The 14,512-nt window shown below is 62.6% G+C and carries 12 protein-coding genes; 3 read left to right on the top strand and 9 right to left on the bottom strand.

The genetic code is table 11. The features are described from left to right. Positions 1-8: 8 nt before the first annotated feature. Together CHC01_RS30105 and CHC01_RS30100 are read left to right on the top strand one after the other, a co-directional pair. Positions 9-839, top strand: a complete 831-nt coding sequence (locus tag CHC01_RS30105) for an ABC transporter permease (RefSeq protein ID WP_089268033.1) — start codon at positions 9-11, stop codon at positions 837-839. Between the two features lie 5 nt (positions 840-844). Beyond that, positions 845-2,500 carry a dipeptide ABC transporter ATP-binding protein gene (locus CHC01_RS30100; protein ID WP_089268020.1) on the top strand — a complete coding sequence of 552 codons (1,656 nt, stop codon included), beginning with the start codon at positions 845-847 and terminating at the stop codon, positions 2,498-2,500. A gap of 50 nt (positions 2,501-2,550) precedes the next feature. On the opposite strand, the gene CHC01_RS30095 is transcribed toward CHC01_RS30100, so the two are convergent. From CHC01_RS30095 to CHC01_RS30055, 9 genes are all read right to left on the bottom strand, one after another. Further along, a complete protein-coding gene (locus CHC01_RS30095; RefSeq protein ID WP_244558573.1) occupies positions 2,551-3,531 on the bottom strand; it encodes a Bug family tripartite tricarboxylate transporter substrate binding protein in 981 nt (326 codons plus the stop codon). Between the two features lie 175 nt (positions 3,532-3,706). Then, complete coding sequence (nikE, locus tag CHC01_RS30090) at positions 3,707-5,389, bottom strand: nickel ABC transporter ATP-binding protein NikE (RefSeq protein ID WP_089268019.1); 1,683 nt, start codon at positions 5,387-5,389, stop codon at positions 3,707-3,709. After that, a complete protein-coding gene (locus tag CHC01_RS30085; RefSeq protein ID WP_089268018.1) occupies positions 5,389-6,237 on the bottom strand; it encodes an ABC transporter permease in 849 nt (282 codons plus the stop codon). The genes nikE and CHC01_RS30085 overlap by 1 nt, the downstream gene beginning before the upstream one ends. Continuing rightward, positions 6,234-7,265, bottom strand: coding sequence for an ABC transporter permease (locus CHC01_RS30080; RefSeq protein ID WP_170849808.1), 1,032 nt, complete (start codon positions 7,263-7,265; stop codon positions 6,234-6,236). The genes CHC01_RS30085 and CHC01_RS30080 overlap by 4 nt, the downstream gene beginning before the upstream one ends. 112 nt (positions 7,266-7,377) lie before the next feature. Beyond that, complete coding sequence (locus tag CHC01_RS30075) at positions 7,378-8,994, bottom strand: ABC transporter substrate-binding protein (RefSeq protein ID WP_089268016.1); 1,617 nt, start codon at positions 8,992-8,994, stop codon at positions 7,378-7,380. A gap of 150 nt (positions 8,995-9,144) precedes the next feature. After that, positions 9,145-10,575, bottom strand: coding sequence for an NAD(P)-binding domain-containing protein (locus CHC01_RS30070; RefSeq protein WP_089268015.1), 1,431 nt, complete (start codon positions 10,573-10,575; stop codon positions 9,145-9,147). Continuing rightward, positions 10,572-11,330 (bottom strand): SDR family oxidoreductase, encoded by a 759-nt coding sequence (locus CHC01_RS30065; RefSeq protein WP_089268014.1) that lies wholly within the window; start codon positions 11,328-11,330, stop codon positions 10,572-10,574. The genes CHC01_RS30070 and CHC01_RS30065 overlap by 4 nt, the downstream gene beginning before the upstream one ends. A gap of 4 nt (positions 11,331-11,334) precedes the next feature. After that, positions 11,335-12,309, bottom strand: a complete 975-nt coding sequence (locus CHC01_RS30060; RefSeq protein WP_089268013.1) for an NAD-dependent epimerase/dehydratase family protein — start codon at positions 12,307-12,309, stop codon at positions 11,335-11,337. A 231-nt stretch (positions 12,310-12,540) separates the two neighbouring features. Continuing rightward, positions 12,541-13,431 carry a LysR family transcriptional regulator gene (locus CHC01_RS30055; RefSeq protein WP_089268012.1) on the bottom strand — a complete coding sequence of 297 codons (891 nt, stop codon included), beginning with the start codon at positions 13,429-13,431 and terminating at the stop codon, positions 12,541-12,543. Positions 13,432-13,527: 96 nt separating this feature from the next. On the opposite strand from CHC01_RS30055, the gene CHC01_RS30050 reads away from it, so the two are divergent. Then, on the top strand, positions 13,528-14,502 hold the full coding sequence (locus CHC01_RS30050) for an NAD(P)H-dependent flavin oxidoreductase (RefSeq protein WP_089268011.1): 975 nt from the start codon (positions 13,528-13,530) through the stop codon (positions 14,500-14,502). Positions 14,503-14,512 lie beyond the last annotated feature (10 nt).

The following is a 14,512-nucleotide window of genomic DNA, read 5'->3' as shown; positions in this document are numbered from 1 at the left end:
ATTATATGATGTCTACGCTCAAATCGTTTCTCCGCCATCCCACCGGGATGATTGGTCTGATCGTCCTCCTCGCGGTGGTCCTCCTCGCGGTGACGGCTCCGTGGCTGTTTCCTGACGACCCCTGGGACATGGTCGGCGCGCCGTTCCAGCCGCCGTTCAGCGAAGGGCTCTGGCTCGGCTCCGATATGCTCGGCCGTGACGTCGCTGCCGGCATCGCGCATGGTGCGCGCATCTCGCTGATCATCGGCGTCATTTCGACACTGACCTCCCTGGTTATCGGCGTCACCATCGGCGCCATCGCCGGCTATTTCGGCGGCAAGGTCGATGAGGTGATGATGCGCATCACCGAACTGTTCCAGACCATCCCGGGCTTCATTCTCGCCATCTTGCTGGTCGCGACCATCGGGCCGAAGATCTCCAACATCATCTTTGCCATCGGCATTGTCAGCTGGCCGCCGCTGGCACGCCTGACGCGCGCCGAGTTCATGCGGCTGCGCGGGCGTGAGTTCGTTCAGGCTGCGGTCTGCCAGGGCCAGCGTCCGCTGACCGTGGTGCTGCGCCGCATCCTGCCGAACGCGATCTCGCCGATTATCGTCACCGGATCGCTTGCGGTCGCTAGCGCCATCCTGATCGAGAGCGCCTTGAGCTTCATGGGTCTCGGCGATCCCAATCTGATGTCCTGGGGCTTCATGATCGGCGCCGCGCGCACCGTGATCCGGCAGGCGTGGTGGATGAGCGTGTTTCCCGGTCTCGCCATCCTGCTCACGGTGCTCGCCATCAATCTCGTGGGTGAAGGCCTAAACGACACGCTGAACCCCCGCATCTCACGCAAGCGATAGTATTCATGACCGACAAAACACTGCTTGCCATTGAGAACGTCTCCATCAGCCTGCCGCCGGGTGCTGATCGTCCTTTCGCAATCGAAGACGTGTCGCTCACCGTCAACCGCAACGAAATCGTCTGTCTCGTCGGCGAGTCCGGCTCCGGCAAGTCGATGACCGCACATGCGATCCTGCGACTGCTGCCGGACCGGACGGGGGTTGCGCAGGGCAGCATCAGCTTCAACGGCAATGACATCGCCAAGGCCGATGAGCCCACGATGCGCAAGCTACGCGGCGGCGCCATTTCGATGATCTTCCAGGAGCCGCTCAGCGCGCTCAATCCGCTGGCCCGTGTCGGCCAGCAGATTGCGGAATCGATCATCACACACACCAAGCCGACGCCGTCCAAGGAGGCGGTGGATGCGCGCGTGCAGGAACTGATCCGCGACGTCGGTCTGCCGGATCCGGTGGCGCTTGCGCGCAGCTTTCCGTTCCAGCTCTCGGGTGGCCAGCGCCAGCGCATCATGATCGCCATGGCGATGGCCAACAATCCGGCGTTGCTCCTGGCCGACGAGCCGACCACGGCGCTTGACGTCACCACGCAGAAGCAGATTCTCGCGCTGGTGAAGAAGCTGCAGTCGGAGCGCGGCATGGGCGTGCTGCTGATCACCCACGATTTTGGCGTCGTTGCCGATGTCGCTGATCGCGTCGTGGTCATGCGCAACGGCCGTGTCGTTGAGCAGGGCACCGTCGACGAGGTGCTGCGTAATCCGAAGGACGATTACACCAAGAGCCTGATCGCCGCCGTCCCCGGCGCGCGCTCGCTGACCAAAGCCGATCGCAAGATCACCGGTGAGCCGTTGCTCGATGCGGTCGGGCTGAACAAGACCTTCATCACCAAGCAGGGCATGTTCCTGCCGCCGCGCCGGACCGATGCAGTACAGAATATCTCGCTCGGCCTGAAGGCGCGCGAGACGGTGGCCATCGTCGGCGAGTCCGGCTCGGGCAAGTCCACGCTGGGTCGGCTGATCATGCGGCTGATCGAGCCTGACACGGGCTCGGTTCATTTCGATGGCAAGGATCTGTTATCACAGCGCGGCGAGCGGCTGCGTCAGATGCGCCGCAAGATTCAGATTGTGTTCCAGGATCCCTTCGCTGCGCTCGATCCGCGGCAGAAGGTCGGCGACGCGATTGCCGGCGGCCCGATTGCCTATGGCACGCCCTCCAAGGAAGCCATGGCCGATGCCAAGCGCCTGCTGGCCCGCGTTGGCCTACAGGAGAGCGCAGCCAACCGCTATCCGCACGAATTCTCCGGCGGTCAGCGGCAGCGCATCTGTATCGCGCGTGCGCTGGCCCTGAAGCCTTCGGTGCTGGTCGCAGATGAAGCCGTCTCGGCGCTCGACGTGTCGGTGCAGGCGCAGGTGCTGCAGCTTCTCGCCGAACTGCGCGAGGAGATGAACCTCGCCATGATCTTCATCACTCATGACTTGCGTGTCGCCGCTGAAATCGCCGACCGCATCGTGGTGATGCGGCGCGGCGAGATCGTCGAGCAGGGCGAAACGCAGAAGATCTTCCAGAATCCGAGCGACGCTTATACGCGTGCGCTGCTGGATGCGATTCCCGGCCGTGCGATGTTTGCTGGTCCAGGTGCCAGGCAGGCAGAAGTCGCTTCCGCATAAAATTAGGCCCGCCAGACTCTGCGTCTGGCGGGCTTTGTAATTCTACCAGGTCAGTCCAGCTTGACGTTGGCCTCGGTCACGACCTTGCGCCAACGCGCCACTTCAGCCGACACCATCTTGCCGAAGTCAGCGCCGGCGACATCGGGCACATCGGAGCCGTTGCGCTCCCACGCCTCCTTGATCGCCGGCACCTGCAATGCAGCTTTCAATTCCTTCGCCATGCGCTCGACCACGTCGGGCGGCGTGCCCTTGGGGGCGAACAGCCCGTACCAGGTGGCGACTTCATAATTCGGCAAACCGGCTTCCGCCGCGGTCGGCAGATCGGGGAAGGCTGCCACGCGCTTCGGAGCGGCAATCGCCAGCGCGCGGAGTTGCCCCGCGCGGATTGGCGCGGCGGACGACCCGAGACCGTCGAACACGACGGGCACGTGACCGGCGATCAGGTCCTGCATTGCCGGTCCGGCGCCGCGATAGGGCACGTGCTGGATCTTGGTCTGGGTCAGGATCTTGAACAGCTCGCCGGCCAGGTGATGCGTCGTGCCGGCGCCGGCCGATCCATAAGAGAGCTTGTCCGGGTTGGCCTTCGCATAGGCGATGAATTCACCCAGTGTCTTGGCGGCGACCTTGTCTGGATTGACCACGATAACCTGCGGTGGTCGTGCGATCAGCGCCACCGGGATGAAGTCTTTCTCGATGTCATAATCGAGGGTGGGATAGAGCGACGGGGCGATCGCGTGATGCGCGGCACCCATGAAGAAGGTGTAGCCGTCAGGCGCCGCCTTGGCAGCGGCCGAAGCGCCGACCGTGCCCCCGGCGCCGGCGCGGTTTTCGATGATGACGCGCTTGCCGAGCTGGGTGTCGAGCTGCGCCGCCAATGGCCGCGCAAAGGCGTCGGTGCCGCCGCCGGCTGCGAAGGGCACGATGAAGGTGACTTGTTTCTGAGGCCACGCCTGGGCGTGAGCACCTGACGTCATGGCCGAACAGCTCGCCATAACGGCGAGCAAGGCGACGTGAACGGCTTTGATCCGCACGGAATCCTCCCGATTTTATTGCGTCATTGGGGACGCTTGGTCTTATGTTCTGCGAGATAAGGCGCGGATGCAAGGTATCCGGCGCCGGTACAACTCACACTATAGTCGGTATGGTTACGCCAATGGAACCGGACAAGGCCGAAAGTTGAGGCCTTTCGCCGCTGGCCACCCGCGGCTAAGCGCCGGCGGCCATTTTTTCTGCGGCGATCATCTCGATGTGCGGAACTGCATCGACGAGCTCGCGGGTGTAGTCGGTCTTCGGGCTATCGAACAACTGATGACTCTCGCCTTCTTCGACGATGGCGCCGTTGCGCAGCACGATGGTCCGCTGACACATCATGCGCACGACGTTGAGATCGTGGCTGACGAACAGGAAGGCGAGATTGTCTTCGCGGCGCAACCGGTCGAGGAGCTGCAACACCACGGCCTGAACGGAGACGTCGAGCGCGGCCGTCGGCTCGTCCAGCACCAGAAGCTTCGGCCGGCAGGCAATCGCGCGCGCGATGCCGATGCGGGCTTTCTGGCCGCCCGACAGCTGGTGCGGAAACCGTTCCAGCAGATTGGCAGGCAGGCCGACGCGGTGAGCGCATTCGCCGACGCGCTGGCGCAACGCCGCTCCATTGCGCATGCCGAGCAGGCGGATCAGCGGATGCGCGATACAGTCGAAGGCGTTGAAGCGCGGATTAAGGCTGTCGTTCGGGTCCTGGAAGACGATCTGGATCTCGCGGCGCTGCGGCGCCCGGTGGAATTCGCGCGCGGAAATATGGCTGATCGACTGGCCGTTGAAATTGATGGTGCCTTCGCTCTGATCGAGCAGGCGGCAGATCATGCGCGAGGTCGTGCTCTTGCCGGAGCCGGACTCGCCGACCAGGCCGACGCTTTCGCCGGGTGCGATGGCCATCGAGAAATTCGCAACGCCGACGGTACCGTCGTCGAAACGTTTGACGAGATCGAGAACTTCCAGCAGCGGCGGCGTGCCATGCGCCGGCTTCGGCGGCTGTGGGACGGGCACCGCCGGTACCAGCAGCTTCTCGTCATCGGTCACGAGATCCTCGACCCGCGAGGTTGCGGTCGGCGATGCTGCGACGAGCCGCTTGGTGTAGGGATGCTGCGGCGACCGGAACAGCGTCAGGGCGTCGGCTTCCTCGACCAGTCTGCCCTGTTCCATCACCACGACGCGGCGGCAATAGCGGGCGGCGAGGCCGAGATCGTGGGTGATGAGGATCGTCGCCATGCCCCGCTCGGCGGCGATGCTGGCGAGGAGATCCATCACTACCTTTTGCGTGGTGACATCGAGGCCGGTGGTCGGCTCGTCGGCGATCAGCAGCGCCGGATTGCTGGAGATCGCCATGGCGATCATGACGCGTTGGCACATGCCGCCAGAGAGTTCGTGCGGATACGCGTTCATCCGCTTCTCTGGATCGCGGATTTTCACCGCCCGCAGCAGTTCGAGGGACTCTGCGCGGGCCTCGGAGGCGGAGATCTTGCGATGCGCGAGAATGGCATCGGCGATCTGCTGGCCGATGGCGCGGATCGGGTTCAGCGCGCCGCGCGGATTCTGGAAGATCATGGCCATCGCCGAGCCGTGCATCTCGCGCAGGCTGGCGCTGGTCATCTTGGTGATGTCGCGATCACGGAAACCGATGCGGCCGCCGGAAATTTTACCCGACGCATCCAGCAGGCGCGTCATCGCAAAACCCGTGACGGATTTTCCGGAGCCGCTCTCACCGACGATCCCCAGCGTTTCGCCCTCGGCAAGCGACAACGAAATTCCGCGCACGGCCTCAACCGGGCCGCGGCGCGTTGAAAAGGTGACCTGAAGATTCTCGATATCGAGCAGCGGTTTTGGTGTCGTCATCACGTTCGCTGTCTCGGATCAAGAATATCACGCAGCCCGTCGCCGAGCAGATTGAAGCACAGCACGGCGAGCATCAGCGCCAGGCCGGGAAACGCGACCAGCCACCATTTGCCGGTAGAGATGAAACGCGCGCCTTCAGCGACCATAATGCCCCATTCAGGCGTCGGCGGCTTGACGCCGAGCCCGATGAACGAGAGGCCGGCAGCATTGATGATGGCCCAGCCGAGATTGAGCGACATCTGCACTACCATCGCAGGCAGCACATTGGGCAACAGAAAGCGCAGCACCACCGAGACATGGCTGTCGCCGCAAGCGCGAGCGGCCTCGACCCAGCCCAGGTTGCGGCGCACGTTCACTTCTGCGCGTGCAAAGCGGATATAGAACGGCAGGTTGATGATTGCGGTGGCGATCACGATGTTCTCGACGCGATTGCCGAGGGCGGCGACCATGGCCATGGCCAGCACGAATAGCGGGAACGCCATCAGCACGTCGACGAAGCGGCCAACAGCGCGATCCAGCTTGCCGCCCGAATAGCCGCAGAGGGCGCCGATGACAGCGCCCAGCGCGAAGGAGATGCCGACCGCAGAGACGGCGATGGCGAGGTCGAGCTGTGCGGCGACAATGATGCGGCTGAACACATCGCGGCCGAGCTGGTCGGTGCCAGCCCAATGCGCAGCACTCGGTGGCATCAGCGCGTTCTGAACGTTCGACGCGATGGGATCATAGGGAACGATCCACGGACCGAAGATGCCGACAAAGATCAGCAGAGACGCGCCGATAGCGGCGATGCCGGTAATGGGGTTGCCGCGGAGGATGAACGCGGCGTGTTGAAGTGTTGCGCTGCTCATCCGATGGAAATCCTGGGATCGGCGATGCCATAAAGCACATCGACGACGAGATTGACGATAACGAAGACCGAAGCCATCAGCAGCACGAAGCCTTGCACCGGTGCATAGTCCGACGACAGCAGCGCGTCGAGCGCGTAGGAGGCGACGCCAGGCCAGGAGAACACTTTCTCCACCAGCACATTGGCGCCGAGCATGGTCGAGAACACGATGCCGGCAATGGTGATGACAGGCAGGATCGCATTACGCAGCGCATAGGTGACGATGATGCGCCACCATGACAGGCCGACAGAACGCGCGGTGCGAACGAAGTCGCTGCCGAGCGAGGCCAGCATCGAGGCGCGGGTGATACGCGCCAACGGGGCGATCACAAACAGCGCCATGGTGCAGGCCGGCAGGATCAATTGTTTGAACGCGGCCCACCAGCCATCGAAGTCGCCGGCGAGCGCAAAGTCGATCAACAGGAAGCCGGTATGTGCTGGCGGCAGCGTCGTGAAGATATCGACGCGCCCGGTCGGATCGGGCGACACGCCGAACAGATAATAGAAGATATAGATCAGCAGCAGGCCCGACACGAAGGTCGGGACACAGACCCCGAGCGCGCAGAAGAGCCTCACGCCGTGATCGACCAGCGATCCTGGTTTCAGCGCTGCAAGGACACCCAGCGGGATTGCGAGAACAAGTGCGATCAGAAGTGCCGAGAAGGTGAGTTCGAGGGAGGCGGGCAGGCGCTCACGCAAGTCCTTTGTGACGTTCTGGCCTGTCATCAGCGAACGGCCAAGATTGCCGCGGCCGACATCATACAGATAAAGGAACAGTTGCTGTGGCACGGGCTTGTCGAGACCCATCTGTTTGCGGATGGTCTCGATCTCTTCTTTGCCGGAGTTGGGTCCCGAGGCAAAGAACACGGCGGGATCACCCGGCAAGACGCGCATCAACAGGAAGGTGAAGATCAGCACGCCGAACAACGCAGGCAAGGAGGATGCGAAGCGTCGCGCTGCACGGATGGCCGTTGCGCCGAGAGTCGTCATGATCGGTTACTCGTAGTCATGGGCAGCTCGCTGAAGTTAAGTTCGCAAGCTGCGTAGATCCGAAGCGCCGCTGAGGGGCGCTTCGGGATTCGCTCGCATGGTGCTCGGAAAATCACTTCCGGCTGAGGTCGCGGTAATCGACCTGGCGATGGAACTGATAGGTGTAGCCCGTCAGGTTCGAGGCCATCACCGCGTCCTGGCTCGGCTGCCACAGCGGAATCTGGGGCATCAGGTCGAAGTTCATCGCGTTCAGCACCTTGCCGTCGGCTTCGTACTTGGCCTTGTCAGCCTCGAAACGAGCCTTCTGCGCGACCGCGGTCAGCTCGGCATTGTCGATAGAGCTGTAGTTCCAGCGTTGATTGCCGGTGTAGAAGTTGCGGTAGAAGTAGTCGGTCGACGGCAGCCAGGCGACGATGCCCTCGGTGAAGAAGGGCAGCTTCTTCTCGGTGATCTGAGTCGACATCTGCGCATCCGGCAGCTTCTGGATATCGACCTTGATGCCGATCTTGGCGAGCGATTCCTTCAGCAGCGCAGCCATCGGCTCAGCAGTTGCCGACTGGCCCACATTGAAGCTGAACGTGGTCGAGAAACCGTCCGGATAGCCTGCGGCCTTCAGATAGGCCTTGGCTTTTTCGATATCGAGTTTGATCGGCTGCTTGATCGGGAATGCGCCCGATGGCGGCTTGCCATCGGCCCAGGTCGCGCCGGCCAGCAAATCACCGCGGCTGAAGAGCGCCGCCTTGAACATATCGTCATAAGGTAGCGCATAGGCCACGGCACGGCGCACGTCCGGCTTGTCGAAGGGCGCCATCTGGTTGTTCATCGAGATGAAGGTGATGGCGTTATACTGCGGCGTCGAGATCACCTGCAGCTTGCCCTTGGCCTCTAACGCCTGCGCGTCGCTGGCCTGCAGGTCGATGACGATATCAGCGTCACCTTTTTCAACCAGGTTGGCGCGCGTTGCCGGTTCCGGCACCGACTGGATGATCAGGCGCTTGAAGAAAGCCTGCTTGTCGCCGGCGGCACGATTCCAGGCGTCGTTGCGCTTGAGGATGACCTGCTCGCCGGGCTTGAAGGTCTCGACGATATAGGCGCCGGATCCGGCAGTGTTTTCCTTGAGCCAGGCCTGTGCCCACGGATCTTCCTCGGTGGCGTGGGCCTTGGCGAGTTTCGAATTGATGATGATTGGATAGACGGTTGCGAGGTTTGGCAGGGCCAGTTTGTCCGGCTGCGGCAGTGTTACTTCGAATGTCGTGGGATCGATCACCTTGAACTGGCTGGCATCGGTGAGCGAACCGGTCAGCAGCTGCGCCTTGCCGAGGATCTTGGCTGTGACGGCGCGGTCGAGCGACCACTTCACGTCCTCGGCCGTGACCGGCGAGCCGTCCTGGAATTTCGCGTCGTTGCGCAGCTTGAAGGTGATCTTCAGGCCATCCGGGCTGACAGAGTAGGACTCTGCGAGTTCGCCGCGGATCGTGTCGAGATCGAACACCCATTTGCCATTCAGCTGCTTGCGGCCGAACGAGACGAGACGGTCATAGGTCGAGAGGCTGACGGCGAAGGCTTCGCGGGTCGAGCCGGGAATATTGGGATCGAGCGTGTTGACGGCGGCGCCGGTCACGTAACGCAGCGTCTCGGCGCGGGTCTGCGCCTTGGCAGGAACGGCAGCGGTGAAAAATGCCAGCGCTGCGGCGGCGCCGAGCATCTGCTTGGAATAGATCAGTCCCATAACCCTATCCTCTGAATTCGACGGAAACTCTGAACGGACTCGTCAGTGCCTGACCTGTCGAGCGACCCATCCACTGAAGCAAGGAACGCGCCAAACGATGGTCGATAGGTGCCAAGCGGAGAACTTTCCCCGTCGGAATAATTTGGTCCTTTAGCTTTTTGCCGCAGCTTCCGTCGTCCTTGCAATGGTCACTTGTGGAACGTCGTAGGCCTCGAACGCGGTCCAGTATCGCTCGATATCCGCGCGGAACAAGCCGCGCGTCAGGCCATGCACCAGTTTCGGGATCGCGGTGGTCATCGCATTGATCGATGACCCCGACGGGCCGAAGCTCATGGTGGACGCAATTGCGAAAAGATGGATGTCGGCGATCCACGGCGTGGTGCCGGGAACGCGTTCCATCAGCGCGTAATCATCGCCGAGATATGGAAAACGGCCGAGGCGCGGGCTGAACTCGGTATCCGGCGGCTGGTAGCGATCAGACCAGATCGCGATATTGCCGGCGCAGCTCTGTAGCTCACGACGGCCTGCGAAATCCATGTCGATTCCGGTTCCGCAGATCACGAAGTCTGCGGTGAAGGTACCCTGTGGCGTCTGTAATGCAACTTGGTTGCCTATTTTTTGTGCCGACTGAACGGGCGCGTTCTCGTGGAGATGGAAGCCGGCATGCCGCGCACAGCGATCCCAGGTCGGTTGTGGAAAGCCTTCGCGCAAATCCATCAGCCGGCGCATGAAGCGCCAGCGCCAGGCATCGTCGAGCTCGCTGAAGTGACGCAGCAACCCGCGGAACGTCAGCCAGTGATAGGGCTGCACGATCTGGATTTCCGCGCGGCGGCACAACAGGTGCACCTCAGCGCCGGCTTCGAGTGCGGTTGCCGCATTGTCGAAGGCGGATGCGCCGGCGCCGATCACGGCGACGGTCTTGCCGCGCAGAGCTTCGAAATCGATATCCGCGGATGCATTCACGCAAAGCGATGATGGCAGGTGCTGGAGTTGCTCCGGGATCATCCAGTCGCCCATGCCTTCCTGTCCGGTCGCCAGCAGCACCTTGCGCGCATGGATGATTTCGATGCCGCCGGCGCTTTGTACGGTTGCTGCAAGCAAGCCGTTGGCGGCAGGCCCAATGTCCAGGACCTCGCAGCCATTGCGTACAGGAACGCCGGTGATGCGCCTGAACCAGAGCAGATAGTCCGCCCAGTGTCCGCGCTGGATGCGATCGAGCGCCTGCCAGTGATCCTTCCCGAACATGGCTTCGTGCCATGACTGATAGGTGAGAGCGGGAATATCGAGATCAGGGCCGGTGAAGTGTTTGGGGCTGCGCAGCGTTGGCATGCGGGCGTAGGTGAGCCAGGGGCCTTCGCGGCCTTCGGCGCTTTTGTCGACAACGAGTATATTGGTGACCTGCGACCGCAGCAGGCCAAAGGCCGCTGTGACGCCGCCCTGGCCGGCGCCGACGATCAGCACGTCCAGCGCGGCTGTGCCGTCCGGCGCGGATTTCGGCTGCAGCCACGGCATGTTCGGATGGGCGATCTTGTGGAGATCGGCGCGGACCTGCGCTTCCAGCGCTGCGAGAGCGTCGCTCATGCTGCGAGCCATCCGCCATCGACCGGCATGACCGTGCCGGTCGTGAACGAGGATGCATCGCTCGCCAGATGCAGCGCGGTCTGCGCGACTTCCTCGGCCAGACCGAACCGCTTCATGGCGTGACGATTGCGCGAAGCATCGCGCACGGGGGCGGGGTCCGCATGGCGCGCGAAACTGCGGCGCAGCAGCGGCGTGTCGATAGCGCCCGGCGCGATCGCATTGACGCGAATGCCATCAGTCGCGAAATCCACCGCCATGGTGCGCGTCAGGCTGATGATCGCGCCTTTCGCCGCGATATAGGCGCTGTTGCCCTTGCCGCCGGCGATCGCGAGCTGCGAAGCCAGCGTAATGATCGAGCCCTTGCCTTGCTTCTGCATTTGCGGGACGGCCGCACGCGCCCACAGCCAGGTGCCGCCGACATTGGTGCGAAACACGGCGTCCCAATCTTCTCGCGCTGTGGTCACCACGGTGCCGCCGCAGGAAAAGCCGGCCGAGGTCATCAACACGTCGAGCTGACCGCGCCGCGCGACGATCTCTCCGACCACGGTCTGCGCAAAATCGCCGTCGCCGACATCGCCGACATGCATCGATGCCTCGTTTGCATTAGGCAGCATCGCCAGTGTTTCTTTCAGGCCGGCCTCGTCGCGATCGACCAGTGAGACAAACGCGCCTTCCTGTGCGAACAGCACGGCACTGGCCTGGCCGATGCCGGAGCCCCCGCCGGTGATGATTGCTGTACGTCCCTGAAGTCTCATGTCATCACCCTATGCTGTGCCGCGCCGACCAGTCGATCAGATCCGCGGCTGAGTCGGCGCAGCCGAATTTGGCGCGCCATCCGAATTCCTGCTCCAATCGCGCGACCGATAGCGGTGCCCTGTCGCTGTCACTGTGCAGATCGATGGTTGGGGTTTCGCCGACGCTGGCCAGGCGGCAAACAAAGCCCGGATGGGATTCCGCCAATTGCTGCCCCCACTCCAGCGCTGACCACGGCGCGGCGGTTGAGATGTTGTAGAGGCGATGCTGCGTCTTCGGCGCCTCGATCAGCAAAGTCATGGCATCGGCGACATCAGGCGCGTAGATCCAGTCCCGCACACCCGAGCGCGCCAGAATGGCTTCGCGCTGTTTGGCCTGCGCCGTGAAAATCTGCATCAGCGGGCTGAGCGTATCCCGTACGCCTGTTGCACGCTCCCATGATCCAAACACGGCGCTGAGCCGCACGCTAATGAAATCGGTCTGCCACAGCGCGGCAAGACGCGATGCGACCTTCTCGGATGCGAATTTGGTGATGGCATAGAGCGAGACGGGATCGCAGGGCAATTCTTCGTCGAGAACAGGATATTTGAACGCGGAGGCGCCGTATGCACCAGCAGATGACAGATTGATCACGCGTTTGACGCCATTGCGGCGTGCTGCCGCGAGGATCGGCGTTTGCGCCATCAGGTTGACTTGCAGGATGCTTTCCGGATCGGCGGCATCGCGCTCTGTGCTTGCCGTGATCGCAGCGCCGAGAATGATGGCATCGAAGCCGGCCGCGATGACACTGTCGATCAGTGCTCGGTCAAGCACATCGCCGTCGATCACTGAAAGCCTGTCGCCATGATCAGCGAAGGCAAGCTGCGCCGCCGGTGGCAGGCCTGCGCGGTCGAACAGGGTCACCACATGGCCGCGCTTCAACAGGGCTTCCGCGATATTCAGCCCGACAAAGCCGGTGCCGCCAAAAACGAGAATCTTCATCGATCAGCCTATGAACCGCGGGGCGGTCCTTTGCCCCTCTTTGGACCATCGCGCTCGATGCCCCAAGCACGTTTTGCAGGCGTGTGGCGCACAGTTGAGTGGCAGTCGGAAGCAATAATTTGACGCAGCCTGAGCTTGTCGCATCTTGTGACTGATGTCACTCGCCGGCGAATTTTCGGCAATGGCCGCTTTCGCGATTGCCGTCCGCCATTTCCCGGCAAGGGTGCGACATCAACGGCCGCGTAACAGCGCGCGGTCGTCGCGCGCGCAGGCAGTGATGAATTCCAGCACGGCGCGCACCGACGGCTGATCGACGAGGTCGGGATGGGCCAGCAGCCAGATGTCTGAGAGGCTGGCCAGCTTCTGCGGTGCGACGCGGACCAGATCCGGATGGGCGTCGCCGACGATGCATGACAGCACGCAGATGCCGATCCCTGCGCGGACCGCTGCGAGCATATCCGCTTGCGACGAGCAGCGGATGGCGACGGTCGCATCCTTGGTGATGTGGTCGCTCCAGCGCCCCAGTTCGGAATTCGACGATTTGTCGGCGAAGCCGATGACCGTATGGTCTTTCCACGCAGCGCGCTGCTCCGGCAGCGGGTATCGCGCCGCATAGTCGCGCGAGGCATAGAAGCCGACGCCGAGCTTGGCTATTTTCCGTCCCGTGAGATTTTCGTCGCCGGTCTGATAGAGGCGCAGCACGATATCAGCTTCGCGCTTGCGCACGCTGACCGGGAAGGGATGCGTCACCAGCTGGATCTCGACATGCGGATGCTGGCGGATGAAAGCACCGATATGCGGCATCAACCAGAAGTTCGCCAGCGTCGGTCCGATCGACACCTTGACCACGCCGCGTGCGCTCTGGCCCGACGCGCCGGCGGCAGCTTCTGCTTTCAGCGCGGCCTCGGCCATCGCTTTGGTGCTCTCGTGAAACCGCCGCCCGCGGGCAGTCAGCACCAGCCCTTCGTCGGAGCGCACGAACAGCTTGGTGCCAAGTTGCTTCTCCAGCGCCGCGACCTCGCGGCTGACGGTCGGGTGGCTGGTGCGCAACTGCCTGGACGCGCCGAGATAGCTTCCGGCGTCGACCACGGCATTGAAGGTGCGACAGAGATCCCAGTCCATGTGATCAAATCCGGAAGGCCTATTGTTCAAATTCGAACAACACGCACGGGCGGTCAACCCCTATAGTTCGGTTATAAAAAATATAAGGAAACGCTTATGTCGCTCCCCAAAGCTCTCGATGGCACCCTCGAGCTGCCTGTGCTCGGTTCCCCGCTGTTCATCGTCTCCGGTCCTGAACTCGTCATTGCGCAATGCAAGGCCGGTATCGTCGGTTCGTTTCCAGCGCTGAATGCGCGGCCGGTGGAAGTGCTCGATCAGTGGCTGACGCGCATCGAGGATGAGCTCGGCGAATACAAAGCGAAGAATCCCGGCAAGAAGGTCGCGCCCTATGCGGTCAACCAGATCTGCCACGCGTCCAACGACCGGTTGATGAAGGACATGGAAACCTGTGTGAAGCACAAGGTTCCGATCATCATCACCTCGTTGCGCCCGCCCTCGGAGATCGTCGAGGCCGCGCATTCCTATGGCGGCGTCGTGTTTCATGACGTTATCAACGTCAAGCATGCGCGCAAGGCAGCCGAGCAGGGCGTCGATGGCCTGATCCTGGTCTGCGCCGGTGCCGGGGGTCATGCCGGTACGTTGTCACCCTTCGCGCTGGTGCGCGAAGTGAAGCAGTGGTTCAAGGGGACTGTGCTGGTATCTGGTGCAATCTCCGACGGCTACGGGATTGCGTCGGCGCTCGCGCTCGGCGCAGATCTCGCTTATATGGGCACGCGCTTCATTGCGACCGAAGAAGCTAATGCCGACCCGGCCTACAAGAAGGCGCTGACCGAATTCGCCGCGCATGACACGGTCTACACCAACCTGTTCACCGGTATTCACGGCAACTATCTCGGCCCGTCCATCGCAGCCGCCGGCCTCGATCCCGACAATCTTCCGGTGGCTGACAAGACCAAGATGAACTTCGGCTCCGGCGGTAACATGAAGGTCAAGGCCTGGAAGGACATCTGGGGTTGCGGCCAGGGTATCGGCCAGATCGTTGATGCTCCCCCGGTGGCAGAACTCGTGGATCGCCTGAAGCGCGAATATGCGGAAGCGACCGGAGACTTTGCGAGACGGGCACGCGCATAAGCGCGGCCCG

The organism is Tardiphaga sp. OK246, from assembly GCF_900188215.1.
GTDB classification, from domain to species: Bacteria; Pseudomonadota; Alphaproteobacteria; order Rhizobiales; family Xanthobacteraceae; genus Tardiphaga; species Tardiphaga robiniae.
Note: the sequence above shows the minus strand (reverse complement) of the source record. Positions and strands in the feature narration are given on the sequence as shown.

Excerpts from the sequence above, each read along its gene's own strand:
- CHC01_RS30105 (WP_089268033.1), top strand. The coding sequence starts at position 9 with ATGTCTACGCTCAAATCGTTTCTCCGCCATCCCACCGGGATGATTGGT.
- CHC01_RS30100 (WP_089268020.1), top strand. The coding sequence starts at position 845 with ATGACCGACAAAACACTGCTTGCCATTGAGAACGTCTCCATCAGCCTG.
- nikE (WP_089268019.1), bottom strand. The coding sequence starts at position 5,389 with ATGACGACACCAAAACCGCTGCTCGATATCGAGAATCTTCAGGTCACC.
- CHC01_RS30085 (WP_089268018.1), bottom strand. The coding sequence starts at position 6,237 with ATGAGCAGCGCAACACTTCAACACGCCGCGTTCATCCTCCGCGGCAAC.
- CHC01_RS30080 (WP_170849808.1), bottom strand. The coding sequence starts at position 7,265 with ATGACGACTCTCGGCGCAACGGCCATCCGTGCAGCGCGACGCTTCGCA.
- CHC01_RS30075 (WP_089268016.1), bottom strand. The coding sequence starts at position 8,994 with ATGGGACTGATCTATTCCAAGCAGATGCTCGGCGCCGCCGCAGCGCTG.
- CHC01_RS30070 (WP_089268015.1), bottom strand. The coding sequence starts at position 10,575 with ATGAGCGACGCTCTCGCAGCGCTGGAAGCGCAGGTCCGCGCCGATCTC.
- CHC01_RS30065 (WP_089268014.1), bottom strand. The coding sequence starts at position 11,330 with ATGAGACTTCAGGGACGTACAGCAATCATCACCGGCGGGGGCTCCGGC.
- CHC01_RS30060 (WP_089268013.1), bottom strand. The coding sequence starts at position 12,309 with ATGAAGATTCTCGTTTTTGGCGGCACCGGCTTTGTCGGGCTGAATATC.
- CHC01_RS30055 (WP_089268012.1), bottom strand. The coding sequence starts at position 13,431 with ATGGACTGGGATCTCTGTCGCACCTTCAATGCCGTGGTCGACGCCGGA.
- CHC01_RS30050 (WP_089268011.1), top strand. The coding sequence starts at position 13,528 with ATGTCGCTCCCCAAAGCTCTCGATGGCACCCTCGAGCTGCCTGTGCTC.